This window comes from Burkholderia sp. AU45251 (genome assembly GCF_030482905.1).
Classification (GTDB): Bacteria; Pseudomonadota; Gammaproteobacteria; order Burkholderiales; family Burkholderiaceae; genus Burkholderia; species Burkholderia aenigmatica.
Genome location: NZ_JAUJQH010000017.1, coordinates 116,454 through 134,780, shown reverse-complemented (window position 1 = coordinate 134,780; position 18,327 = coordinate 116,454). Strand labels below are relative to the sequence as shown.

19 protein-coding genes are annotated in these 18,327 nt (G+C 68.8%); 8 read left to right on the top strand and 11 right to left on the bottom strand.

The window, feature by feature from the left end:
• Positions 1-25: 25 nt before the first annotated feature.
• Genes flgF through QZM67_RS27580 form a run of 5 tightly spaced genes read right to left on the bottom strand, consistent with a single transcriptional unit; the run spans position 26 to position 3,853 of the window.
• Complete coding sequence (flgF, locus tag QZM67_RS27600) at positions 26-784, bottom strand: flagellar basal-body rod protein FlgF (protein WP_089451402.1); 759 nt, start codon at positions 782-784, stop codon at positions 26-28.
• A 19-nt stretch (positions 785-803) separates the two neighbouring features.
• Complete coding sequence (flgE, locus tag QZM67_RS27595; RefSeq protein ID WP_301808277.1) at positions 804-2,048, bottom strand: flagellar hook protein FlgE; 1,245 nt, start codon at positions 2,046-2,048, stop codon at positions 804-806.
• Between the two features lie 33 nt (positions 2,049-2,081).
• Positions 2,082-2,843, bottom strand: a complete 762-nt coding sequence (locus tag QZM67_RS27590; RefSeq protein WP_175025886.1) for a flagellar hook assembly protein FlgD — start codon at positions 2,841-2,843, stop codon at positions 2,082-2,084.
• A gap of 55 nt (positions 2,844-2,898) precedes the next feature.
• Positions 2,899-3,324 (bottom strand): flagellar basal body rod protein FlgC, encoded by a 426-nt coding sequence (gene flgC / locus QZM67_RS27585; protein WP_021164156.1) that lies wholly within the window; start codon positions 3,322-3,324, stop codon positions 2,899-2,901.
• Positions 3,325-3,364: 40 nt separating this feature from the next.
• On the bottom strand, positions 3,365-3,853 hold the full coding sequence (locus QZM67_RS27580) for a flagellar basal body rod protein FlgB (RefSeq protein WP_043184647.1): 489 nt from the start codon (positions 3,851-3,853) through the stop codon (positions 3,365-3,367).
• Positions 3,854-4,057: 204 nt separating this feature from the next.
• On the opposite strand from QZM67_RS27580, the gene flgA reads away from it, so the two are divergent.
• The 3 genes from flgA to QZM67_RS27565 all read left to right on the top strand — a co-directional run bounded on the left by flgA (position 4,058) and on the right by QZM67_RS27565 (position 6,264).
• Positions 4,058-5,305 (top strand): flagellar basal body P-ring formation chaperone FlgA, encoded by a 1,248-nt coding sequence (gene flgA, locus QZM67_RS27575; protein ID WP_301808273.1) that lies wholly within the window; start codon positions 4,058-4,060, stop codon positions 5,303-5,305.
• Positions 5,306-5,423: 118 nt separating this feature from the next.
• Entirely contained in the window at positions 5,424-5,753 is a 330-nt protein-coding gene (gene flgM, locus QZM67_RS27570; RefSeq protein WP_175026136.1) for a flagellar biosynthesis anti-sigma factor FlgM, read from the top strand.
• A gap of 70 nt (positions 5,754-5,823) precedes the next feature.
• Positions 5,824-6,264, top strand: a complete 441-nt coding sequence (locus QZM67_RS27565) for a flagella synthesis protein FlgN (protein WP_175026137.1) — start codon at positions 5,824-5,826, stop codon at positions 6,262-6,264.
• Positions 6,265-6,313: 49 nt separating this feature from the next.
• Here the strand turns inward: QZM67_RS27565 and QZM67_RS27560 are convergent, their stop codons facing one another.
• The gene (locus tag QZM67_RS27560) at positions 6,314-8,164 is read right to left on the bottom strand and encodes a M24 family metallopeptidase (RefSeq protein ID WP_301808267.1); all 1,851 of its coding nucleotides are present in this window, start codon (positions 8,162-8,164) and stop codon (positions 6,314-6,316) included.
• Positions 8,165-8,590: 426 nt separating this feature from the next.
• Between QZM67_RS27560 and QZM67_RS27555 the strand changes: the two genes are divergently transcribed.
• Entirely contained in the window at positions 8,591-9,394 is an 804-nt protein-coding gene (locus QZM67_RS27555; protein ID WP_175026139.1) for a helix-turn-helix domain-containing protein, read from the top strand.
• 46 nt (positions 9,395-9,440) lie between these two features.
• Here QZM67_RS27555 and QZM67_RS27550 read toward each other — a convergent pair whose 3' ends face one another.
• The 4 genes from QZM67_RS27550 to QZM67_RS27535 all read right to left on the bottom strand — a co-directional run bounded on the left by QZM67_RS27550 (position 9,441) and on the right by QZM67_RS27535 (position 14,362).
• The gene (locus QZM67_RS27550) at positions 9,441-10,682 is read right to left on the bottom strand and encodes a multifunctional CCA addition/repair protein (protein ID WP_043184655.1); all 1,242 of its coding nucleotides are present in this window, start codon (positions 10,680-10,682) and stop codon (positions 9,441-9,443) included.
• Complete coding sequence (locus QZM67_RS27545) at positions 10,679-11,326, bottom strand: glutathione S-transferase family protein (RefSeq protein ID WP_301808262.1); 648 nt, start codon at positions 11,324-11,326, stop codon at positions 10,679-10,681. Before QZM67_RS27545 ends, QZM67_RS27550 begins: the two co-directional genes overlap by 4 nt.
• Before the next feature lie 66 nt (positions 11,327-11,392).
• A complete protein-coding gene (locus tag QZM67_RS27540) occupies positions 11,393-12,352 on the bottom strand; it encodes a complex I NDUFA9 subunit family protein (protein WP_301808259.1) in 960 nt (319 codons plus the stop codon).
• Positions 12,353-12,409: 57 nt separating this feature from the next.
• The gene (locus tag QZM67_RS27535; RefSeq protein ID WP_175026143.1) at positions 12,410-14,362 is read right to left on the bottom strand and encodes a lytic transglycosylase domain-containing protein; all 1,953 of its coding nucleotides are present in this window, start codon (positions 14,360-14,362) and stop codon (positions 12,410-12,412) included.
• Between the two features lie 8 nt (positions 14,363-14,370).
• On the opposite strand from QZM67_RS27535, the gene QZM67_RS27530 reads away from it, so the two are divergent.
• Positions 14,371-14,979, top strand: a complete 609-nt coding sequence (locus QZM67_RS27530; protein ID WP_175026144.1) for a 5-formyltetrahydrofolate cyclo-ligase — start codon at positions 14,371-14,373, stop codon at positions 14,977-14,979.
• A 74-nt stretch (positions 14,980-15,053) separates the two neighbouring features.
• On the opposite strand, the gene QZM67_RS27525 is transcribed toward QZM67_RS27530, so the two are convergent.
• On the bottom strand, positions 15,054-15,566 hold the full coding sequence (locus QZM67_RS27525; protein WP_043184660.1) for a winged helix DNA-binding protein: 513 nt from the start codon (positions 15,564-15,566) through the stop codon (positions 15,054-15,056).
• Positions 15,567-15,714: 148 nt separating this feature from the next.
• Between QZM67_RS27525 and pxpB the strand changes: the two genes are divergently transcribed.
• From pxpB to pxpA, 3 genes are all read left to right on the top strand, one after another.
• The gene (gene pxpB, locus QZM67_RS27520) at positions 15,715-16,371 is read left to right on the top strand and encodes a 5-oxoprolinase subunit PxpB (RefSeq protein ID WP_043184661.1); all 657 of its coding nucleotides are present in this window, start codon (positions 15,715-15,717) and stop codon (positions 16,369-16,371) included.
• A complete protein-coding gene (locus QZM67_RS27515) occupies positions 16,368-17,435 on the top strand; it encodes a biotin-dependent carboxyltransferase family protein (RefSeq protein ID WP_175026147.1) in 1,068 nt (355 codons plus the stop codon). The genes pxpB and QZM67_RS27515 overlap by 4 nt, the downstream gene beginning before the upstream one ends.
• A 73-nt stretch (positions 17,436-17,508) precedes the next feature.
• The gene (gene pxpA / locus QZM67_RS27510; protein ID WP_043184663.1) at positions 17,509-18,273 is read left to right on the top strand and encodes a 5-oxoprolinase subunit PxpA; all 765 of its coding nucleotides are present in this window, start codon (positions 17,509-17,511) and stop codon (positions 18,271-18,273) included.
• Positions 18,274-18,327 lie beyond the last annotated feature (54 nt).

The following is an 18,327-nucleotide window of genomic DNA, read 5'->3' as shown; positions in this document are numbered from 1 at the left end:
CTCCTGCGTGGGCTGGCGCGGGCGCTCAGCTGAAATTGAGCAGCTGGTTCGCCGACTGCTCGTTCTGGTCGGCCGTCTGGATCAGCTTCGACTGAAGCTGGAACGCGCGCGCGTTGTCGATCATCGCGACCATCGCGGTCACCGGGTTGACGTTGCTGCCTTCGAGCGAATTCGGCGTGACGACCACGTTCGGGTCGGCGTCTGCCGGATTGCCGTCGGCGGTGCGGAACAGCCCGTCGTTGCCGCGCGTGAGCGTGGCCGGATCGGGATTCACCAGCTTCATCTGGTCGACGATCGCGACCGCCGTCGGCGGGTCGCCCGGCATCAGCGCGGAAATCGTGCCGTCCTTGCCGATCGTCACTTCCGCGTTCGGCGGCACCGAGATCGGGCCGCCGTTGCCGACCACCGGCAGGTTGCTCGCGTTGACGAGCTGGCCGTTCTCGTCGACGTGCAGGTTGCCGGCGCGCGTGTACGCCTCGCTGCCGTCGGCCGCCTGCACCGCCAGCCAGCCCGCGCCCTGCACGGCGACGTCGAGCGGGTTGCCGGTGCGCGTGATCGGACCCGGCGCGTAATCGGCGCCGGGCGTCGACGCGAGCACGTAGGTGCGCGTCGTCGTCGGGTCGACCGTGCTGCCGTCGCCGAAATTCATCGGCACCGCGCGATACGTCGCGAGCTGCGCGCGAAAGCCCGTCGTCGACGCGTTCGCGAGGTTGTTCGCGACGATCGCCTGCTGGTCGAGCGACTGCGACGCACCCGTCATCGCCGTGTAGATCAGTCGGTCCATGGCTGCCCGTTATCCGCGCTTACAGGTTGATGAGCGTCTGGTCGACGGTCTGCTGCGTCTTGATCGTCTGCGCGTTCGCCTGGTAGTTGCGCTGCGCGGTGATCAGGTTGACGAGCTGCGACGTGAGGTCGACGTTCGAGTTCTCGAGCGCGCTGCCCTGCAGCGTGCCGTGGTTCGTGCTGCCCGGCGCCGAGATCTGCGGCACGCCCGATGCGGCGGTTTCCGCATACTGGTTGCCGCCGAGGTTCACCAGCCCGTTCGGGTTGTTGAAGTTCGCGAGCGCGATCTGGCCGAGCACGGCGGTCTGGCCGTTCGAATAGTTGCCGGTCAGCTTGCCGTCGGTGCCGATCGTGTAGGTCGTCAGCGTGCCGCTCGCGTAGCCGTCCTGCGCGAGGTTGTTCACGCCGTCCTTGCCGCCGTACTGCGTCGTGCCGGTCAGGTCGAGCGTGAGGTTTTGCGGCGACCCCGAGCCGTCGGTGTTCAGTACCGAGAACTGGAACTGGCCAAGCGACGTGGTCGGCGTGGCCGGCGTGCCCGTCGTCGTGCTCTTGATCGCGCCCGACTGGTCGAACGTGACCGTGCCGAGATCCTGCGTGGCACCCTGGACGCCCGCGTACGCTTCCCAGACGCCCGGCGCCGTCGCCGACTTCACGAAGTACATGTTGACCGGCTGCGAGCCGCCGAGCGAGTCGTACACCTGGATCGACGTCGAGTAGTTGTACGTCGTGTTGTCGGTCGCGTCGAACGGCGTCTTGGCCGGCACCGCGTCCTGCGAGTTCAGGTTGAACTGGGCGGTAATCTTGGTCGTCGCGGTCGGCGCGATGTTGGTCGTCGGCGCCTGCAGCGGCACGGTCTGCGCGGTGTTGATCACGCCGTTCTTGTCGGCCATGTAACCCATCAGGTTCATGCCCTGCGCGTTGATGATGTAGCCGTTCTTGTCGCGCTGGAACGTGCCGTCGCGCGAGTACGTCTTCACGCCGTTGTTCGACATCTGGAAGAAGCCGTTGCCGTTGATCGCGACGTCGAGCGACGAGTTCGTCGTGTTGATCGTGCCCTGGCCGAACTGCTGCTCCACCGAGTTCAGCGACGTGCCGATGCCGATCTGCGAGTTGACCGACGTCGCGACCGAGTTCGCGTACATGTCGGAGAACTGCGCGGTGCTCGACTTGAAGCCGACCGTGTTCGCGTTCGCGATGTTGTTGCCGATCACGTCGAGCGCGTTCGATGCACCCGAGAGGCCGCTCAGACCCTGTTGATAACCCATTTCGGTCTCCGTTTCGAGATTGCTCGATCAGTATCAGTTGGAGGTGGTGCCGCCGGACGAGGACGAAGCCGACGCGGACGACGTGGTGTTCGGGAAGATCGACGCGACCTGGGTCAGCCCCACCGTCGTGCCGTTCGACAGCACGAGCCCCGCCGTGCCGTCGGCCTGCTTGATCACGCTCTGCACCGTCGATGCCGCGAGCGTCGTGGCCGGCTGCGGCGTGCCGTTGGCGTCGGTGTACGACGCGCTGACCGTGTACTTGCCGTCCGGCAGCGCATTGCCTGCCGAGTCGGTCGGGGTCCAGTTGAACGGCACGGTGCCGGCCGACTGCGCGCCCGCGTTGATCGTGTTCACCACGGTGCCCGCCGCGTTCTTCACGGTGATCGTCAGGTTCGACACCGAGCTCGACAGCGACACGCCGAACGGCGATGCCGCGCCGCTCTTCACCGCGACCGCGTTGCCCGGCGCGAGCACGTTGGTGCCGATCAGCAGCGCGGCCTGCGTCTGCTGGCCGGCCGTGAGCTGCGACGACAGCGACGTGAGCGACGTGTTCAGCTGCGCAATGCCGCTCACCGTGTTGATCTGGGCGAGCTGCGACGTCATCTGCGAGCTGTCGACCGGGCTGGTCGGATCCTGGTTCTGCAGCTGCGTGACGAGCAGCTTCAGGAACGTCGCCTGCAGGTCGCTCGCCGACGTGCCGTTGGTCGACGACACGTTGTTGGTGTTCATCGTGTCGGTCGGCAGGTTCGACACGTTCGTGCCGTTGCTGCCGATCGTCGTGCTGGAGGAAGTCATCCTGGGTGGCCTTCTGTCGGAACTGTCGGATCTGTAGGGTCGGTCGGCGCGCGGCTCACGAGCCGATCGTCAGCGTCTTGAGCATCAGCGTCTTCGCGGTGTTCAGCGTCTCGACGTTGGCCTGGTACGAGCGCGACGCCGAGATCATGTTCACCATCTCCTGCACCGGATCGACGTTCGGCATCTGCACGTAGCCGTTCGCGTCGGCGGCCGGGTTCGACGGGTCGTAGGTCGACTTCATCGGCGACGGGTCGTCCATCACCTTCGTCACGCGCACGCCGCCCACGCCCTGGCCGGACGCGGTGCGCGCGCCGCCGATCGGGTCGGTCGCGAACACGACCTGCTTGGCCTTGTACGGCTTGCCGTCGGGGCCGGTCGCGCTGTCGGCGTTCGCGAGGTTCGACGCGGTGACGTTCAGGCGCTGCGACTGCGCGGACAGCGCCGAGCCGGCGACGCCGAAGATGTTCATCAACGAGGGCATGGAAGCTCCTTTTGCTCGGATTCGGAGGCGGTGCGCGCCGTCACTGGTTCGTCGTGATCGCGGCGATCATCGCCTTGATCTGCTGGGTCATCACGGTCATCCCGGTCTGGTAGTGCAGCGCGTTGTTCGCGAACTGCACGCGCTCGACGTCGAGATCGACCGTGTTGCCGTCGAGCGACGGCTGCAGCGGCATCCGGTACTGCGCGCGGCCGTAGTCGTCCGACGGGCCGCCCGTCGGGATCAGCTTCGCGGTGCCGGCCATGTGGCCCGCCGCCGTCGACACCATCGACATGCCGCTCGTCACGCCAGCCGGCTGCGTCATCGGCAGTTGCGCGGCGTTGCTCGGCGCAAGGCCGCCGCCCGCCTGCTTCAGCGAGCGCGCGAGCGTCGATGCGAAATCGACGTCACGGGCCTGGTAGCCGGGCGTGTCGGAGTTCGCGATGTTCGACGACAGCAGTTCCTGCCGGTAGGCGCGCACGTCCAGCGCCTGTCGGCCGAACGCGAATTCCGCATCGAGTTTGTCCAGCATGTGTGCGTCTCTCCGTATGAAGCGCTGCACGCCCCTCGCGCCGGATGGCGACCCAAGAGGCTTTTTTCCATGACAGCGATGGTAGGCGTCGGACGCAACCGGCAATCGGGCGAATAACGCGGCAAAGGCCCCCTCTATTCATCGTTTGCGCGACGGCCTCGCTCCCTAGAATGCGAAGCGGAGCAACGAATCGGGGATACGGCGATGACTGGCAGCGCATTTCGCGGAAGGAACGGGCGGCTCACGCACGTCCGGCGTGCGTTTGCGCTCGCCGCGGCGCTGTGGATCGCCGCCCCGGCCGCACATGCGGACGACGGGATGATCGTGATTCCGGGACGCGGCGAGACGGCCGAGACCGCGCTTGCGCATGCCAATGCGGCGAGCGGCGGGCAGTTCGGCGGGAATGCGGCGATCGCGCCGGGTTCGGGCCTGGCGCCAGACGCGGGCCGCACGGCGAGCGGCACAAGCGCCGCCGCGGCCGGCACCGGCTACGCGCCGCAACCGGCCGGCACGATGGTCGTGACGACCGTCCCGCCGCCGGCTCTCGCGCCGGCCCCTGCGCCCCGCCCCGTCTACGCAGCTGCCCGCGCGAACGCCGGATACGGCGCGCCGCGCGCGGCCGATCCGAACGCGATCGCGACGGTCGTCGCCGGCACGGCCGAGCCCGCGTCGAATCCCGTGCGGCCGGCCTCGCAGCCGGCCATCGCCGCGCGCATGGCGGCGGCCCGCGCCGCGTCGGCCGCACCGGCGCCGCGCGCAACCCCGGTTTCAGCCAACCCGCCCCAGGCGGCCAATGCGGCCAACCCGGCCCAGCCCGTGACGCCGCCCGGCCAGCAGGATCCCGAGTCGATCCGGCGCGCGGCCCTCGCATTCCTGCAGCAACAGATCGCCGGCCTGCCCGGCAAGACCACCGCGACGGTCACGACCGCGTTTCCGCGCGGGCTCGCCGCGTGCACGACGCTCGAGCCGTTCCTGCCGACCGGCGCGCGCCTGTGGGGCCGCACGACGGTCGGCGTGCGCTGCGCGGGCGAGCGGCCGTGGACCGTCTACCTGCAGGCGAAAGTCGCCGTGCAGGCCACCTATTACGTCGCCGCGCGCCAGATTGCGCCCGGCGAGCCGCTCTCCGCGGCCGACCTGGTCGCCCGCGACGGCGATCTGACGGTGCTGCCGCTCGCGGTGATCACCGATCCGGCGCAGGCGATCGGCGCGACCGCGCTCGCGCGCATCTCGGCCGGGCTGCCGCTGCGGCAGGACCTGCTGAAGAGCGCGGCGTCGGTGTCGGCCGGTCAGACGGTGCGGGTCGTCGCGGCCGGGCCCGGTTTCACGATTTCGGCCGAGGGCAGCGCGCTGGCGAACGCAGCGCCGGGCCAGTCGGTACGGGTGCGGATGGCGGCGGGCCAGATCGTCACGGCGATCGTCAAGGACGCCGGCACCGTGGAAATTCCGCTATAGGGACGGATCTAGCGGAAAGAATGTAAAGAATTGTTTATTCGGAGCATTTCGGGCTCGCGATGCTAAAGTTCGGGCCGACCCGGCCGTTATCTGGGTCAAACCGAACAGGAAACCCATCGTGAAGATCGATTCCACTCCGAACCCGAGCCCCGTGGCGCCGACCGGCAACGGCGCGACCCGTGCGCCATCCGGCACGGCCTCGTCCTCGTCCGCGCAGACGGCCGACGCAGGATCGACCGGCGGCGACACGACCGTGAACCTGTCGGGTCTGTCCGGCCAGTTGCGTTCGGTATCCGCGTCCGGCAACGGCGATATCGACACGGGCCTGGTCCAGTCGATCAAGGACGCGCTGAACAACGGCACGCTGAAAATCGACGCGAACAAGATCGCCGACGGCGTATTGAATACCGCCCGCGAACTGCTGCAACAGCAGCGTCCGGGCAGCTGAAGCCGGCCTCGCGAGGCCGGTCCCCCGGTTTGCCGGCGCTCACCCGCGCCGGCGCGACGAGCATGACGCGATGAGAGAAGAGCTGCTGGCCACGGTCAACGACGAACACGCGACGGTCGAGGCGTTCGCGTCCCTGCTCGTCTACGAGGAAAAGGCACTGACGACGGCCGAGCCGCTCGAGATGCTGCCCGGGATCGTCGAAAAGAAAAGCGCGCTGATCGACCGGCTCGCGCAGCTCGAACGCACGCGCGACACGCAGCTTTCCGCGCTCGGCTTTCCGTCCGGCAAGAAGGGGATGGACCAGGCCGCCGAACGCGATGCCCGCCTCGCCGGCCGCTGGCAGTTGCTGCAGCAGTCCGCCGAACGCGCGCGCCAGGCCAATGCGAACAACGGGATGCTGATCCGGATCCGGATGGACTACAACGAGCGTGCGCTCGCGGTGCTGCGCTCGGCCCCCGCGCCGGCCGGCGTCTACGGCCCCGACGGGCGCGTGTCGGCACTCACGCGCTGACATCGCGCCGCGCGACCGCCCGGCGGCCGCGCCCCTGCCTGCATCCTCGTTACAACAGCGGACACGCGGTGACCTGCGTGCCGCGCTCCACGCACAGCCGCTCGTAGTCGCGCAGGTACGCGCGCTCGCCGTCGTCCAGCAGGTCGAGATCGATCAGGTCCCAGTCGTAGCCGACCGTCACGATGTTCTCGAACGTCACGGTATCCGGCTGCGCGTCGTCCTGGCGGATGATCACGATGTTCTCGATCCGCACGCCGCCCTTGCCCTGCACGTAGATACCCGGCTCGACCGAAATCACCGCATTCGGCACGAGCCCGTACTTCGCCCCCGGCGCGAACCGCACGCCGCCCTCGTGCACGTGAATCCCGACGCCGTGCCCGGTGCCGTGGCCGAAATCGTGGCCGTGGTCGCGGCACACCTGCCGCACGAGCGCATCGACGTCGCCGCCCTTTGCCGTGCTCGGGAAGCGCGTGACGAGCCCCTTGATGCACGCCTTCAGCGCGACCGTGTAGATCTCGCGCTGCCACGGCTGCGCGACCGTATCCGGGCGGGTCCGGCGCAGCACCACGCGCGTGCAGTCCGTCGCGAAGCCGGCTTCGTAATAGGCGCCGCTGTCGAGCAGCACGAGTTCGCCTTCCGTCAGCTCGACGTCGGCGCTCGCCGCCGTGTAGTGCGCGAACGCGCTGTTCGCGCCGTTCGCCGCGATCGACGGAAACGTCAGCGCCACCGCCGAACGCGCGCCGTATGCGTCGTTGATCGCGCGCGCCAGGTCGTACTCGGTATGGCGTGCGCCCGGCTCGCCGGCCTTCGCCCAGCGCATCGTCTCGGCGATCGCCGCGGAACTGCGCGCGAACGCGTCGCGGAACCGGTCGAGCACCGCTGGCGTCTTGCCGGCCCGCATCGCTTCGACCGGGTTGAAGTCGGCATGCCGCGCCTGCGGCCACACCCGCTTCACCGCGTCGACGAGCGCGCAGTTCACCGATTCGAAGCCGTAGCACACATGCTCGACCGCGAACTGAGCCAGAAAGCGCTCGAGCGCCGCGACATCGCGCCGGATCACCTGCAGCGCCGGATACGACTCGAGCGTGACCTCGCAGCGGTCGCAGCCTTCCGGCAGGAACAACGCCACCTGCCCGCCGACCGCGAACAGGAAGCCGAGATGCGACGACGTATTCGGGATGTGATAGCCACGGCTGTTCAGCAGATACGCGAGGTCGTCCGACGCGCAGGTGAAGAACGCGGTCTTGCCGTCCGGTGCGCCGGTATGCGCGGCGAGCTGGCGGTTCAGCGCGTCGAGATTCTGCGCGATGCTCAGACCGGTCATCGATTCCGGCACCTCGAAGATCGGGCGCTCGACGACCCAGCCCGGCAATGCGATCGCGCGATCGATCTCGCGCTCGGCGAGGCTCGTCCAGTCGAGCGACACCGCCTGCGTCTGTTCGAACAGACGATCGCGCTGCGCGACGCTGATCCGCAGCGCGTCGTAGCCGACCCGCGCGAGCCGGCTCCCGTGCGCGACCAGCCAGTCGGCCATCGCCTGCCAGATCGTCACGTTCATCCCGAGCTTCTCGATGCGCACGCGCGCCGGATCGCACTGCTGCTCGGCCTGCAGGTGATAGCGGCCGTCGACGAACAGCACGAACGGGGGCAGATCGAGCGCCTGCGCGGTCGCCGCGCTCAGGAAGATCCCGCAGCCGGCCGATCCGTCGAAACCCGACAGCGCATAGCGCGGGTTGTTGCTGCGCGGCAGGTACTCGGTCACGTATTCGTCCTGCGACGTGACCAGCACCGCGTCGAGCCGCGCGGCGTCGAGCAGGCGCGACAGGCCTGCCTGCGTGTCGGCGACGGACGCGTCGTACGGGGGAAGGCCGGAGAAGCTGTATTTCAGTCGATCGATCATCGGAAGCCCGTTTTGCATGGTTGTCGGCGGCCGGCGGTGACGCGGCGGGGAGCAAGCCCGAGGCAGGCCTGACACGGCACGGCGCCGCTGCACGGTCGGCGCTCGACCCCGCATGGCGCCGGGCCGCCGTTCCGTTCCGGCGGCAGGCCCTTGAAAAAATTTCGTCCCACTTAACTTTTTTTGATGCGCGCGACAGAATCTAGAGCACGCTGAAATTGAGGTCAAGCTGAAATTTTCGTAGGGCTAAAATCGGCGTGACGCCTGCGCATCCCGGCACAACCTGAATTCGTCCGGCGACGCTGCGCGGTACAATGCGCCGGCATCGCCGTCCCGACGGCCGTGCTTCGTGCGATGCGCGGAAATCACTGTCCGGCGACTGCACCGCCCGTCCGCTCGTCTCCCGATTCGTTGCCACGAAAGAGATTCATGGATTCAGACATCATGCGTATCGGCCAGCGCATTCGCCGCCTGCGCCGGGAAGCGAAGAAGACGCTGCTGGAAGTCGCGACCGAAGCGAAACTGTCGGTCGGGTTCCTGTCCCAGGTCGAGCGCCACCTCACGGGCATCTCGCTGTCGTCGCTCGTCAACGTCGCGAAGGCGCTCGACGTGCCGCTCGGCGCGCTGATCGACCAGCCGCGCCAGGCGCAGCCCGATTCGTACGAGGGCCGCCGCAAGCCGTACGCGCTCGACGCCACGTCGCAGTGGTACGAACGCCTCTCCACCACGTTCGACGGCAGCCAGATCAACGCGCTCAAGGTGCAGATGATGGAAGGCTACCGCTCGGAATGGGTCGCGCACGGCGGCGACGAATTCGTGTACGTGCTGGCCGGCCGGATCTGCTACACGGTCGGCAAGAAGGATTACCCGCTGTCGCCCGGCGACTCGCTGCACTTCGACGCGCGCAAGCGGCACCGGGTCGCCAATGTGGGCGACGGGCCGGCCGAGGTGATCGCGGTCGGCACGCTGCCGCTGTTCGACGACCGTGGCGCCGGGTTCGTCTCCGCGACGATGGACCTCGGGAAACCGGCGCCCGTCGCGCGTGCGACACCGGCCGAGCCGCGCGTCAGCCGCCGCGGGCCGGCACCCAAGCGGGCGGAGCGCGATCGTGACGCTGGCGCGGCACGCCCCGCCAGCGCAGCAGGAAAAGAAAAGAAGGGTACGACCAAGCCGCGCGCCTCCGCCGGCAAACGCCCGGCGGCCGCCAAGCCGGCGCGCAAGAAGAAGTCGTAACGGTTGTCGGGCGGGAGGCGCGCGATGCGCGCCCTTCCCGTCGCCCCTATTCGCCGATCTCGAGCGCCTGCGCGACGGCCTCGATCCGTGCGCGATGCACGGCTTCCTTGATCTTCTCCGTATCGTTGCCGATGCCGCGCGCGATCGCGCCGGCATCGACGCTGCGCGCGGCCGCGAGCGCGACGCGCAGCCGCTCGGCCTGCGGATACGGCTGGGCTTCGAGCCCGAGCCGCCCGCGCGCATCCGATTCGCACGCCTGCAGCATCTCGGCGAAACGCGCCGGCTTGCGCAGCGCGTCGCTGCGCTCGAACAGTCGCACCAATGCCGCCGCGCCCATCTCCATCACGCGATGCAGGTTGCCGTGCTCGCGTGCGACCACGAGCGCGAGATCGCGGCATTCATTCGGCACGCGCAGCCGCTCGCACAACGGCTTGAGCAGGTCGACGCTGCGCCCCTCGTGGCCGACGTGGCGCGGCAGCACGTCGGCCGGCGTCGTCGCCTTGCCGAGATCGTGCGTAAGCGCCGCGAAGCGCACCGGCAGCGAATAGCCCTGCTTCGCCGCATAGTCGACGACCATCATCACGTGCACGCCCGTGTCGACCTCCGGGTGGTAGTCGGCGCGCTGCGGCACGCCCCACAGCGCATCGACTTCGGGCAGGATGCGCGCGAGCGCGCCGCAGTCGCGCAGCACCGCGAACATCCGCGACGGCTTCGCCTCCATCAGCCCGCGCGCGATTTCCTGCCACACGCGTTCGGGCACGAGCGCGTCGACCTCGCCCGCGTCGACCATCCGCCGCATCAGCGCGAGCGTTTCATCCGCGACCGTGAAATCCGCGAACCGCGCGGCAAAGCGCGCGATGCGCAGGATCCGCACCGGATCCTCGACGAACGCGTCGCTCACATGCCGGAACACGCGCGCGCGCAGGTCGGCCTGCCCGTCGAACGGATCGATCACGGGCCCGACCAGCTCGCCCTCCGGATTCACCTCGCGCGCCATCGCGTTGATCGTCAGGTCGCGCCGCGCGAGATCCTCGTCGAGCGTCACGTCCGGCGCGTAGTGGAACTGGAAGCCGTGATAGCCGGCCGCCGTCTTGCGCTCGGTGCGCGCGAGCGCGTATTCCTCCTGCGTCCGCGGATGCAGGAATACCGGGAAATCCTTGCCGACCGGCCGGAAGCCCTGCGCCGCCATCTGCTCGGGGGTCGCGCCCACCACCACGTAGTCGCGGTCCTGCACGGGCACGCCGAGCAATGCGTCGCGGATGGCGCCGCCTACTGCGTAGATGTTCATGGCCGGGGCTCGTATTCGGCGATCACGTTCGTTTCGCGGCGCGCGGCGTCGATCCACCGCTGGACGGCCGGCAGCGCCGTCACGCGGGCCGCGTAGCCGGCCGCTTCCGGCGACAGGCCGGGCGCGTACGTGTTGAAGCGCATCACGACGGGCGCATACATCGCATCGGCGATCCCGAATTCGCCGAACAGGAACGGCCCGCCCGACGCCTCGAGACACTCGCTCCACAGCGCATCGATGCGCGCGACATCGGCGAGCGCCTCGGGTGTCGCGCCGCGCCCCGGCATCGACGCGCGCACGTTCATGCCCATCTGCGTGCGCAGCGCGCCGAAGCCCGAATGCATCTCGGCCGCGACGCAGCGCGCATGCACGCGTTCGAGCGGATCGGCCGGCCACATCGGGAACTGCAGATAGCGTTCGGCGAGCGTCTCGGCGATCGCGAGCGAATCCCAGATCGCGACGCCGTGGTCGTCGACCAGGCACGGCACCTTGCCGGACGGCGAATACTCGAGGATGCGCGCGGCCGTGTCATCGTGGCGCAGCTCGATCGCGATCTCGTCGAACGGGATGCCGAAATGCGCGAGCAGCAGCCACGGACGCATCGACCACGACGAGTAGTTCTTGTCTCCAATGACGAGTTTCATGACGGGGTTCCGGAAGACGCAAAAGGGGAAAAGAAAGGGGCCCGACGACGGCAACCCGCGCGAGCGCTAGCGGCGCGAGCGGAACCAGTCGAACCGGGAGCGCTGCGCGGCATGGCCGAGATACGCGGGCGCGATGCTTTCGAGACTCGCGGGCGAGATCCCGAGTTCCGGCGCGAGCGGCCCCGACAGCACATTCGGCACCGACATCGTCGCGAGATTGTCGCGCGTGAGCACGGGCTCGCCGGGCAGCCATTCGAACACGCTCGCCTGCAGCCGCGCAAGCGCGTCGGGCAGCCGCACGATGCGTGCCTGCCGGCCGACCAGCGTGCCGCAATAGCGCACCAGCTGCTCGAGCGTGTAGACCGTCGGGCCGCCGAGTTCGTAGGTCTTGCCGTGCGCGCCCACGAGATCGAGCGTGTTGACGAACGCGCGTACGACGTCGCCGACGAACACCGGCTGGAAGCGCGCATCGGGCATCGCGAGCGGCAGCACGGGCACCGTGCGCTGCAGGTTCGCGAACGTGTTGAGGAACGCATCGCCGGGGCCGAACACGACCGACGGGCGGAAGATCGTCAGCGCGAGCGAATCGGTCGCCGCGATCGCATGCAGCGCGGCCTCGCCGTCGCCCTTCGAGCGCTGGTACATGCTCGCGCCGTGCGAATCGGCGCCGAGCGCGCTCATGTGCAGCACGCGCTGCACGCCCACCTCGGTACAGGCGGTCGCGAGCGCGGCCGGCAGCGTGACGTGCGCGCGCTCGAAGCCGGGCCCGTACGGCGTGCCGCGGCCGCCGTGCAGCACGCCGACGAGGTTGATCGCCGCGTGCGCACCGGCGACGAAGCGCGCGAGCGTGCGCGTGTCGAGCCCTTCGAGCTCGACGATTTCGACCGGCAGCATCTGCAGGTGACGCGCGTGGTCGCGCCGGCGCGTGCCGATCCGGACCTGCTTGCCGGATTCGATCAGCGCATTGACGAGCCGGCTGCCGATGAAGCCGGTGCCGCCCAGCAGCGCGACGGTCTGGCGATCCATGTTCAGGGCCTCAAAAGAACACTGCCGCGTCTCGCGCGGCAGTGTGAAGATTGCGGATCAGGGCGAGATCATGCCTAGACGTTTCTTCAACGACTGCGGTTTGCCCTCGAAGAGCGCCGCGTAGTAGACGGTGTTCGACAGCACGTTCTTCACGTAGTCGCGCGTCTCGTTGAACGGAATCGTTTCTGCGAAGATCGCGCCTTCGACCGGCTGCGTCAACACCTGGCGCCACTGGCGCGGCCGGCCCGGGCCCGCGTTGTAGCCGGCCGTGGCGAGCACCGGCGAGCTGTCGAAGTTGTTGTAGATGTCCGCCAGATACCAGGTGCCGAGCTGGATGTTGGTATCGATGTCGTGCATCTGCGCGCGCGAGATCGTGCCCATGCCGAGCTTCTTCGCGACCATCTGCGCGGTGGCCGGCATCAGCTGCATCAGGCCGCCCGCGCCCACCGACGAACGCGCGCTCGTGATGAAGCGCGATTCCTGGCGGATCAGCCCGTACGCCCATTCGATGTCGAGGCCCGTCGATTGCGCGTAGCGCTCGACGATATTGCGGTACGGCGACGGGTAGCGCAGCGTGAAATCGTGCTCGGCCTTCGTGCGGTCGGCCGTGTTGACCGTGCGGTCGAGCAGCTCGACGCGCTTGCCGTATTCGGCCGCGGCCAGCAGCTGGCGATCGGTCATCCCGCGCAGCGGCCAGTTCCATTCGCGGTTGCCTTCGAGGCGCAGGTTCAGCGCGTAGAAGCGCTGCGCGAGCGCGAAGCCCGGAATCTTGCTCATCGCGTCGATCTCGGCGTCGCTCACCTTCGTGCGCGGCGGGATCGACGTACGCTGGCCGAGCTCTTCGCCTGCAAGCTGCCCGTAGAAGTTGAACTGGCCGGCGACCTGCTCGAATTCCTGGTTCGCCTGCAGCGTGTCGCCGCTCTGCTTGAGCGCGCGCGCATGCCAGTAGATCCACGCCGGATCGTCGCGCAGCGACGGCGGCATCTGCTCGATCGACCAGCGCACCATCGGCCAGTTGCCGGCGAGCAGCGCGGCGCGCGTGCGCCATTCGTAGCCCGGGTTCGACAGCGACGCGTTCGCGGATTTCGCATACCAGACCGACGCGAGCGGCGAGCGCTTGATCGCGCCCTGGTAGCCGATCGCGCCCCACGCGATCGCCTGTTCCGGCTTGGTCAGCGACGGCGCGACCGACGTCAGCATCCCGGCGGCGGCGTCCGGATCGTTGCGCGCCATGCGGCTGAGCGCAATCAGTGCGAGCTGGTGCGACGTCGCGTCGGCACCGACGCCGCGCGCGAGGTACAGCGGCGGCGCGCTCGTCGCCTGGTCGAAGCCGACCGGGCGCGGACCGAGCGCGTCGACGATCTTGCCGCCGAGCGTCGTGTAGTTCTGCTCGTACGCGAGGCGCGCCTGCTGCCACACGTCGTCGCTCGTGAACTGCTGGTTGACCGTCAGCGCGGTGATCAGGTCGACGCACGCGTCGCCGTAGTTCTTCGGCTCGACGAGCAGCGCACGCGCCGCATCGGCGACGTTCTCGCCGCGCGAGGCGCGCGATTCGAGCGCGTAGCACTTCACCTGCGTGTCGTCGTCGAGCACGAAGCGCTTGTATTGATCGTCGAAGTTGCGCCAGTCGTGGCGCGCGCCGAGCACGAGCAGATAGTCGTTGCGCAGGCGGTCGGCGATCGCCTGGCCGTCGTAGCGCTGCAGGAACGACTGCACGGGCGCGTCCGGCGCGTCCACGCGCGCGCGTCCCGTCGAATCGAACAACTGCGGCTTGATCTGGAAATACTCGACGTAGGACGGGACCGGATAATTCGGGATCATCGACGCGAGCTGCGCGGCTTTCGCGGCGTCGTTGCGGCGTGCGGCTTCACGAAGCTGCACGAAGGTCTGGTCGTCCCCGGAGACCGTATCGTCATTCGGTGCGGCGCACGCGGCCGTGCCCGCGACGAGCGCGGTGGCCGAAAGCGTCAGCGCGACCGCGCGATATACTCGGAAAAGGCTGTTCGACATCGTTTTGAATGGAGCGCGAAGTGAGCGAAAGCATAGCACGCAACCCTGTGCCAAACCCGAAGGTTGCGCTACGCAAAACGCTGTCCGGCGCGCGGCGCGACGCCGCGTCGCAACCCGCCGCGAACGCCGCGCTCGACGCGCGGCTGCGCACGCTGCTGGATCGGCTCGCCCCGCGCACGGTCGGGTTCTACTGGCCGCTGCCGGGCGAATTCGATGCGCGCGACGCGGTGCTCGGCTGGTGCGCGGCCGGTGCCGGCAGGCAGGCCGCGCTGCCCGTGATCGACGAACGGCACACGCCGCTCGAGTTCCATGCGTGGGATACGCACACGCCGATGCGCGAAGGTCATCACCGGATTCCGGAACCGGCGTCGGGAATCGTCGTCGTGCCCGACCTGTTGCTGATTCCCTGTGTGGGATTCGATCTGCAGCGCTACCGGCTCGGCTACGGCGGCGGCTACTACGACCGCACGCTCGCCGCGTGGCCAGTCAGCGTGCCGCCCGTGACGGTCGGCATCGCCTATGAAGCGTGCCGCGTCGATGCGCTGCCGGCCGAAGCGCACGATCTCTCGCTGCACTGGATCGTGACCGACGGCGCGCTCTACCCGGCCGCCGGATGAAGCGGCGGGCGGCGCCGCGCCCGTCGTCGCATGCCCGTCAGCGCAACGCCGCGCGCCTTCCTTGCCGCAACCGTTTACAGCGACGCCGCCGCGCGCGCGGCCGTGTCGTACAGGCCCGAAGCGTTGCGCAGCAACTGCGCCGCGTCGCCGATCTGCTCGTTGGTGAGCCCGCTGTCCTTCAGCGTCTCGATCAGGCAGTGCTCGCGAACCTCGCGATACTTCTGGCACAGGTCACGGCCGGCGTCGGTCGCGAAGAAGAACACTTCCTTGCCGTTCTTCTCGCTCTTCACATAGCCGCGGGCGATCAGTTTTTTGAGCGCATAGGTCGCGACGTGCGTATCCTCGATGTTGAGCACGAAGCAGATGTCGGCGAGCTTCTTCTTGCGTTCGCGATGGCTGACGTGATGCAGCAGCGACACCTCGACCGCCGTCATGTCCTTCGCGCCGGCCGCCGACATGCAGCGCACCATCCACCGGTTGAACGCGTTGCCTGCCATGATGAGCCCGTATTCGAGCTCCGACAGCTCCGCGCTCGAATCGGAAACGAGGTGTTCGGATGACACGATCTTGGTCGCAGGACGCTTCATGGAAAGGCGGCGCAAGCCGGATGACAGGGTGTGCCGAGTGTACGCCAGAAGCCCCGACATACGAGCTAGGCGAAAACGCTTATTGGGAAGTTGTCGATATTTTATTGACAATGTGCGCTAACATTGCCGTCCGAACCGTGCCAGTCCGATGACGCAACCCCGCATTTATCCGCTCGGCGATGCCGCCCTCGTCTGCGAGGTGCCGCCGCCCGCCACGCTCGATTGCCAGCGCCGCGTCTGGGCCGTTGCCGAGGCCGCGCGCACATGGCCCGACGTGATCGACGTCGTGCCCGGCATGAACAATCTGACGATCGTATTCGACGCGCTCGCCACGACGGCCGAGTCGCTCACGCCGGCGCTGCGCGACGCGTGGGAAACCGCCGACGTCGAGCACGCGGACGGCCGCGAGGTCGAGATCCCGGTCGAGTACGGCGGCACCGCCGGCCCCGATCTTCCGGCCGTCGCCGCGCATACCGGCCTGTCGGCCGACGAGGTCGTCGCACGCCACGCGGCCGGCGCCTACATCGTATTCTTCGTCGGCTTCCAGCCGGGCTTCGCGTATCTCGGCGGGCTCGACGCCGCACTGCACACGCCACGCCGCGCGGCGCCGCGCCTCGAGGTGCCGGCCGGCTCGGTCGGCATCGGCGGCGCACAGACGGGCATCTACCCGGCCACGTCGCCCGGCGGCTGGCAACTGATCGGCCGCACGTCGCACGTGCTGTTCGATCCGGCGCGGCCGCAGCCGACGCTGCTGCTGCCCGGCGACCGCGTGCGCTTCACCATTGCCGGAGTCGACGCACGATGACCCAGAGCAACGCACCGGGCACCATCGAGGTGGTGCGGGCCGGCCCGCTGTCGACCGTGCAGGATCTCGGGCGCCGCGGCACGCGCCATCTCGGCGTCGCGCAGGGCGGCGCGCTCGACGGCCTCGCGCTCGAGGTCGGCAACCGGCTGGTCGGCAACCGCCCCGACGCGGCGGCCGTCGAGATCACGATCGGCCCGGCCGCCTTCCGCTTCCCGCGCGCAACCCGCATCGCGATCACTGGCACCGAGTTCGGTGCAACACTCGACGGCCGGCGCGTATATTCATGGTGGAGCCTGCCGGTCGAGGCGGGGCAGACGCTCGTGCTGCCGGCCGCGAAACGCGGGATGCGCGGCTACCTGTGCATCGCGGGCGGCATCGACGTGCTGCCGATGCTCGGCTCGCGCAGCACCGATCTCGCATCGCGCTTCGGCGGCCTCGGCGGCCGCGCGCTGCGCGACGGCGATCGCCTTCCGGTCGGCGTGCTTCCGGCCGGAATGGGTTGCCTCGCGGCCGATGCGCCCGAATTCGGGGTAAAGGCGCCGGCGTGGTGCGCGTTCGTGCGCGTCGACGAACCGCCGCGCCGCCACCGCCCCGCGCATGCGCCGTGGGCCATGCCCGTGCGCGTGCTGCCGGGCCCCGACTACGCATCGTTCGCCGGCGATTCGCAGCAGGCATTCTGGGATGAGGAATGGCTTGTCACGGCGAACAGCAATCGTATGGGCTATCGGCTAGCCGGCGCCGAGCTCATGCGCGAGCGGCCGGCCGAGTTGCTGTCGCACGCGGTGCTGCCCGGCACGATCCAGGTCCCGCCGAACGGCCAGCCGATCGTGCTGATGCACGACGCGCAGACCACCGGCGGCTACCCGAAGATCGGCACGGTGATCCGTGCGGACCTGTGGAAACTCGCGCAGGCGCGGCTCAACCTGCCGATCCGCTTCGTGCGCACGACACCCGACGCCGCGCGCGCCGCGCTGACCGCAGAACGTGCCTATCTGCGGCAGATCGACGTGGCGATCGACATGCGCGAGGAAGCGCGCCGCCGCGCCGAATCGCGCGCGGCGTGACAATGGCGGTAGCGGTAACGAAGGCAGTAGCAGTAGCAAAGACGGGCCACGCAATCAGTGGACGAGGAACATCATGGAAATCGATCTGAATGCCGATCTCGGCGAAGGATGCGGTTCGGACGAGGCGCTGCTCGACCTCGTGACGTCCGCGAACATCGCATGCGGATGGCATGCGGGCGGTGCGAACGCAATGCGCGACTGCGTGCGCTGGGCCGTGCAGAAAGGCGTGGCGATCGGCGCGCATCCGAGCTTTCACGATCCGGAGAATTTCGGCCGCAAGGAAATGCAGCTGCCGGCCGGCGACATCTATGCGGGCGTGCTGTACCAGCTCGGCGCGCTGTCGGCGATCGCGCAGGCCGAGGGCGGGCGCATCGCGCACGTGAAGCCGCACGGCGCGCTGTACAACCAGGCCGCGCGCGACCCGATGATCGCCGATGCGGTGGTGTCCGCGGTCCGCGATTTCGATCCGTCGCTCGCGGTGTTCGGGCTCGCGAACAGCGTGTTCGTCGCGGCCGCGCGGCACGCGGGGCTCGCCGCGGTGGAAGAAGTGTTCGCCGATCGCGGCTACCGCGCGGACGGCTCGCTCGTGCCGCGCAACCAGCCCGGCGCGCTCGTCGACGACGAGGACACGATGATCGCGCGCACGCTGGACATGGTGCGCAGCCGGCAAGTCCGCGCGATCGGCGGCGAATGGGTGATGCTCAATGCGCAGACCGTCTGCCTGCACGGCGACGGGCCGCATGCGCTGGCGTTCGCGAAGCGGATTCGCGCCGCGCTCGAAGCGGTGGGTGTCGACGTGGTCGCGCCCGGCCTGCTGCAGGCCGACGAACGCGCCTGATTCGGCCATCGCGCGCGAGCGCACAATAATCCGTCGCACAAAAGAAAAAAGCGC

What these genes read in the sequence shown, in the direction of transcription:
- flgF (WP_089451402.1), bottom strand. Translation starts at nt 784, where the DNA reads ATGGACCGACTGATCTACACGGCGATGACGGGTGCGTCGCAGTCGCTC.
- flgE (WP_301808277.1), bottom strand. Translation starts at nt 2,048, where the DNA reads ATGGGTTATCAACAGGGTCTGAGCGGCCTCTCGGGTGCATCGAACGCG.
- QZM67_RS27590 (WP_175025886.1), bottom strand. Translation starts at nt 2,843, where the DNA reads ATGACTTCCTCCAGCACGACGATCGGCAGCAACGGCACGAACGTGTCG.
- flgC (WP_021164156.1), bottom strand. Translation starts at nt 3,324, where the DNA reads ATGCCCTCGTTGATGAACATCTTCGGCGTCGCCGGCTCGGCGCTGTCC.
- QZM67_RS27580 (WP_043184647.1), bottom strand. Translation starts at nt 3,853, where the DNA reads ATGCTGGACAAACTCGATGCGGAATTCGCGTTCGGCCGACAGGCGCTG.
- flgA (WP_301808273.1), top strand. Translation starts at nt 4,058, where the DNA reads ATGACTGGCAGCGCATTTCGCGGAAGGAACGGGCGGCTCACGCACGTC.
- QZM67_RS27565 (WP_175026137.1), top strand. Translation starts at nt 5,824, where the DNA reads ATGAGAGAAGAGCTGCTGGCCACGGTCAACGACGAACACGCGACGGTC.
- QZM67_RS27560 (WP_301808267.1), bottom strand. Translation starts at nt 8,164, where the DNA reads ATGATCGATCGACTGAAATACAGCTTCTCCGGCCTTCCCCCGTACGAC.
- QZM67_RS27555 (WP_175026139.1), top strand. Translation starts at nt 8,591, where the DNA reads ATGGATTCAGACATCATGCGTATCGGCCAGCGCATTCGCCGCCTGCGC.
- QZM67_RS27550 (WP_043184655.1), bottom strand. Translation starts at nt 10,682, where the DNA reads ATGAACATCTACGCAGTAGGCGGCGCCATCCGCGACGCATTGCTCGGC.
- QZM67_RS27545 (WP_301808262.1), bottom strand. Translation starts at nt 11,326, where the DNA reads ATGAAACTCGTCATTGGAGACAAGAACTACTCGTCGTGGTCGATGCGT.
- QZM67_RS27540 (WP_301808259.1), bottom strand. Translation starts at nt 12,352, where the DNA reads ATGGATCGCCAGACCGTCGCGCTGCTGGGCGGCACCGGCTTCATCGGC.
- QZM67_RS27535 (WP_175026143.1), bottom strand. Translation starts at nt 14,362, where the DNA reads ATGTCGAACAGCCTTTTCCGAGTATATCGCGCGGTCGCGCTGACGCTT.
- QZM67_RS27530 (WP_175026144.1), top strand. Translation starts at nt 14,371, where the DNA reads ATGGAGCGCGAAGTGAGCGAAAGCATAGCACGCAACCCTGTGCCAAAC.
- QZM67_RS27525 (WP_043184660.1), bottom strand. Translation starts at nt 15,566, where the DNA reads ATGAAGCGTCCTGCGACCAAGATCGTGTCATCCGAACACCTCGTTTCC.
- pxpB (WP_043184661.1), top strand. Translation starts at nt 15,715, where the DNA reads ATGACGCAACCCCGCATTTATCCGCTCGGCGATGCCGCCCTCGTCTGC.
- QZM67_RS27515 (WP_175026147.1), top strand. Translation starts at nt 16,368, where the DNA reads ATGACCCAGAGCAACGCACCGGGCACCATCGAGGTGGTGCGGGCCGGC.
- pxpA (WP_043184663.1), top strand. Translation starts at nt 17,509, where the DNA reads ATGGAAATCGATCTGAATGCCGATCTCGGCGAAGGATGCGGTTCGGAC.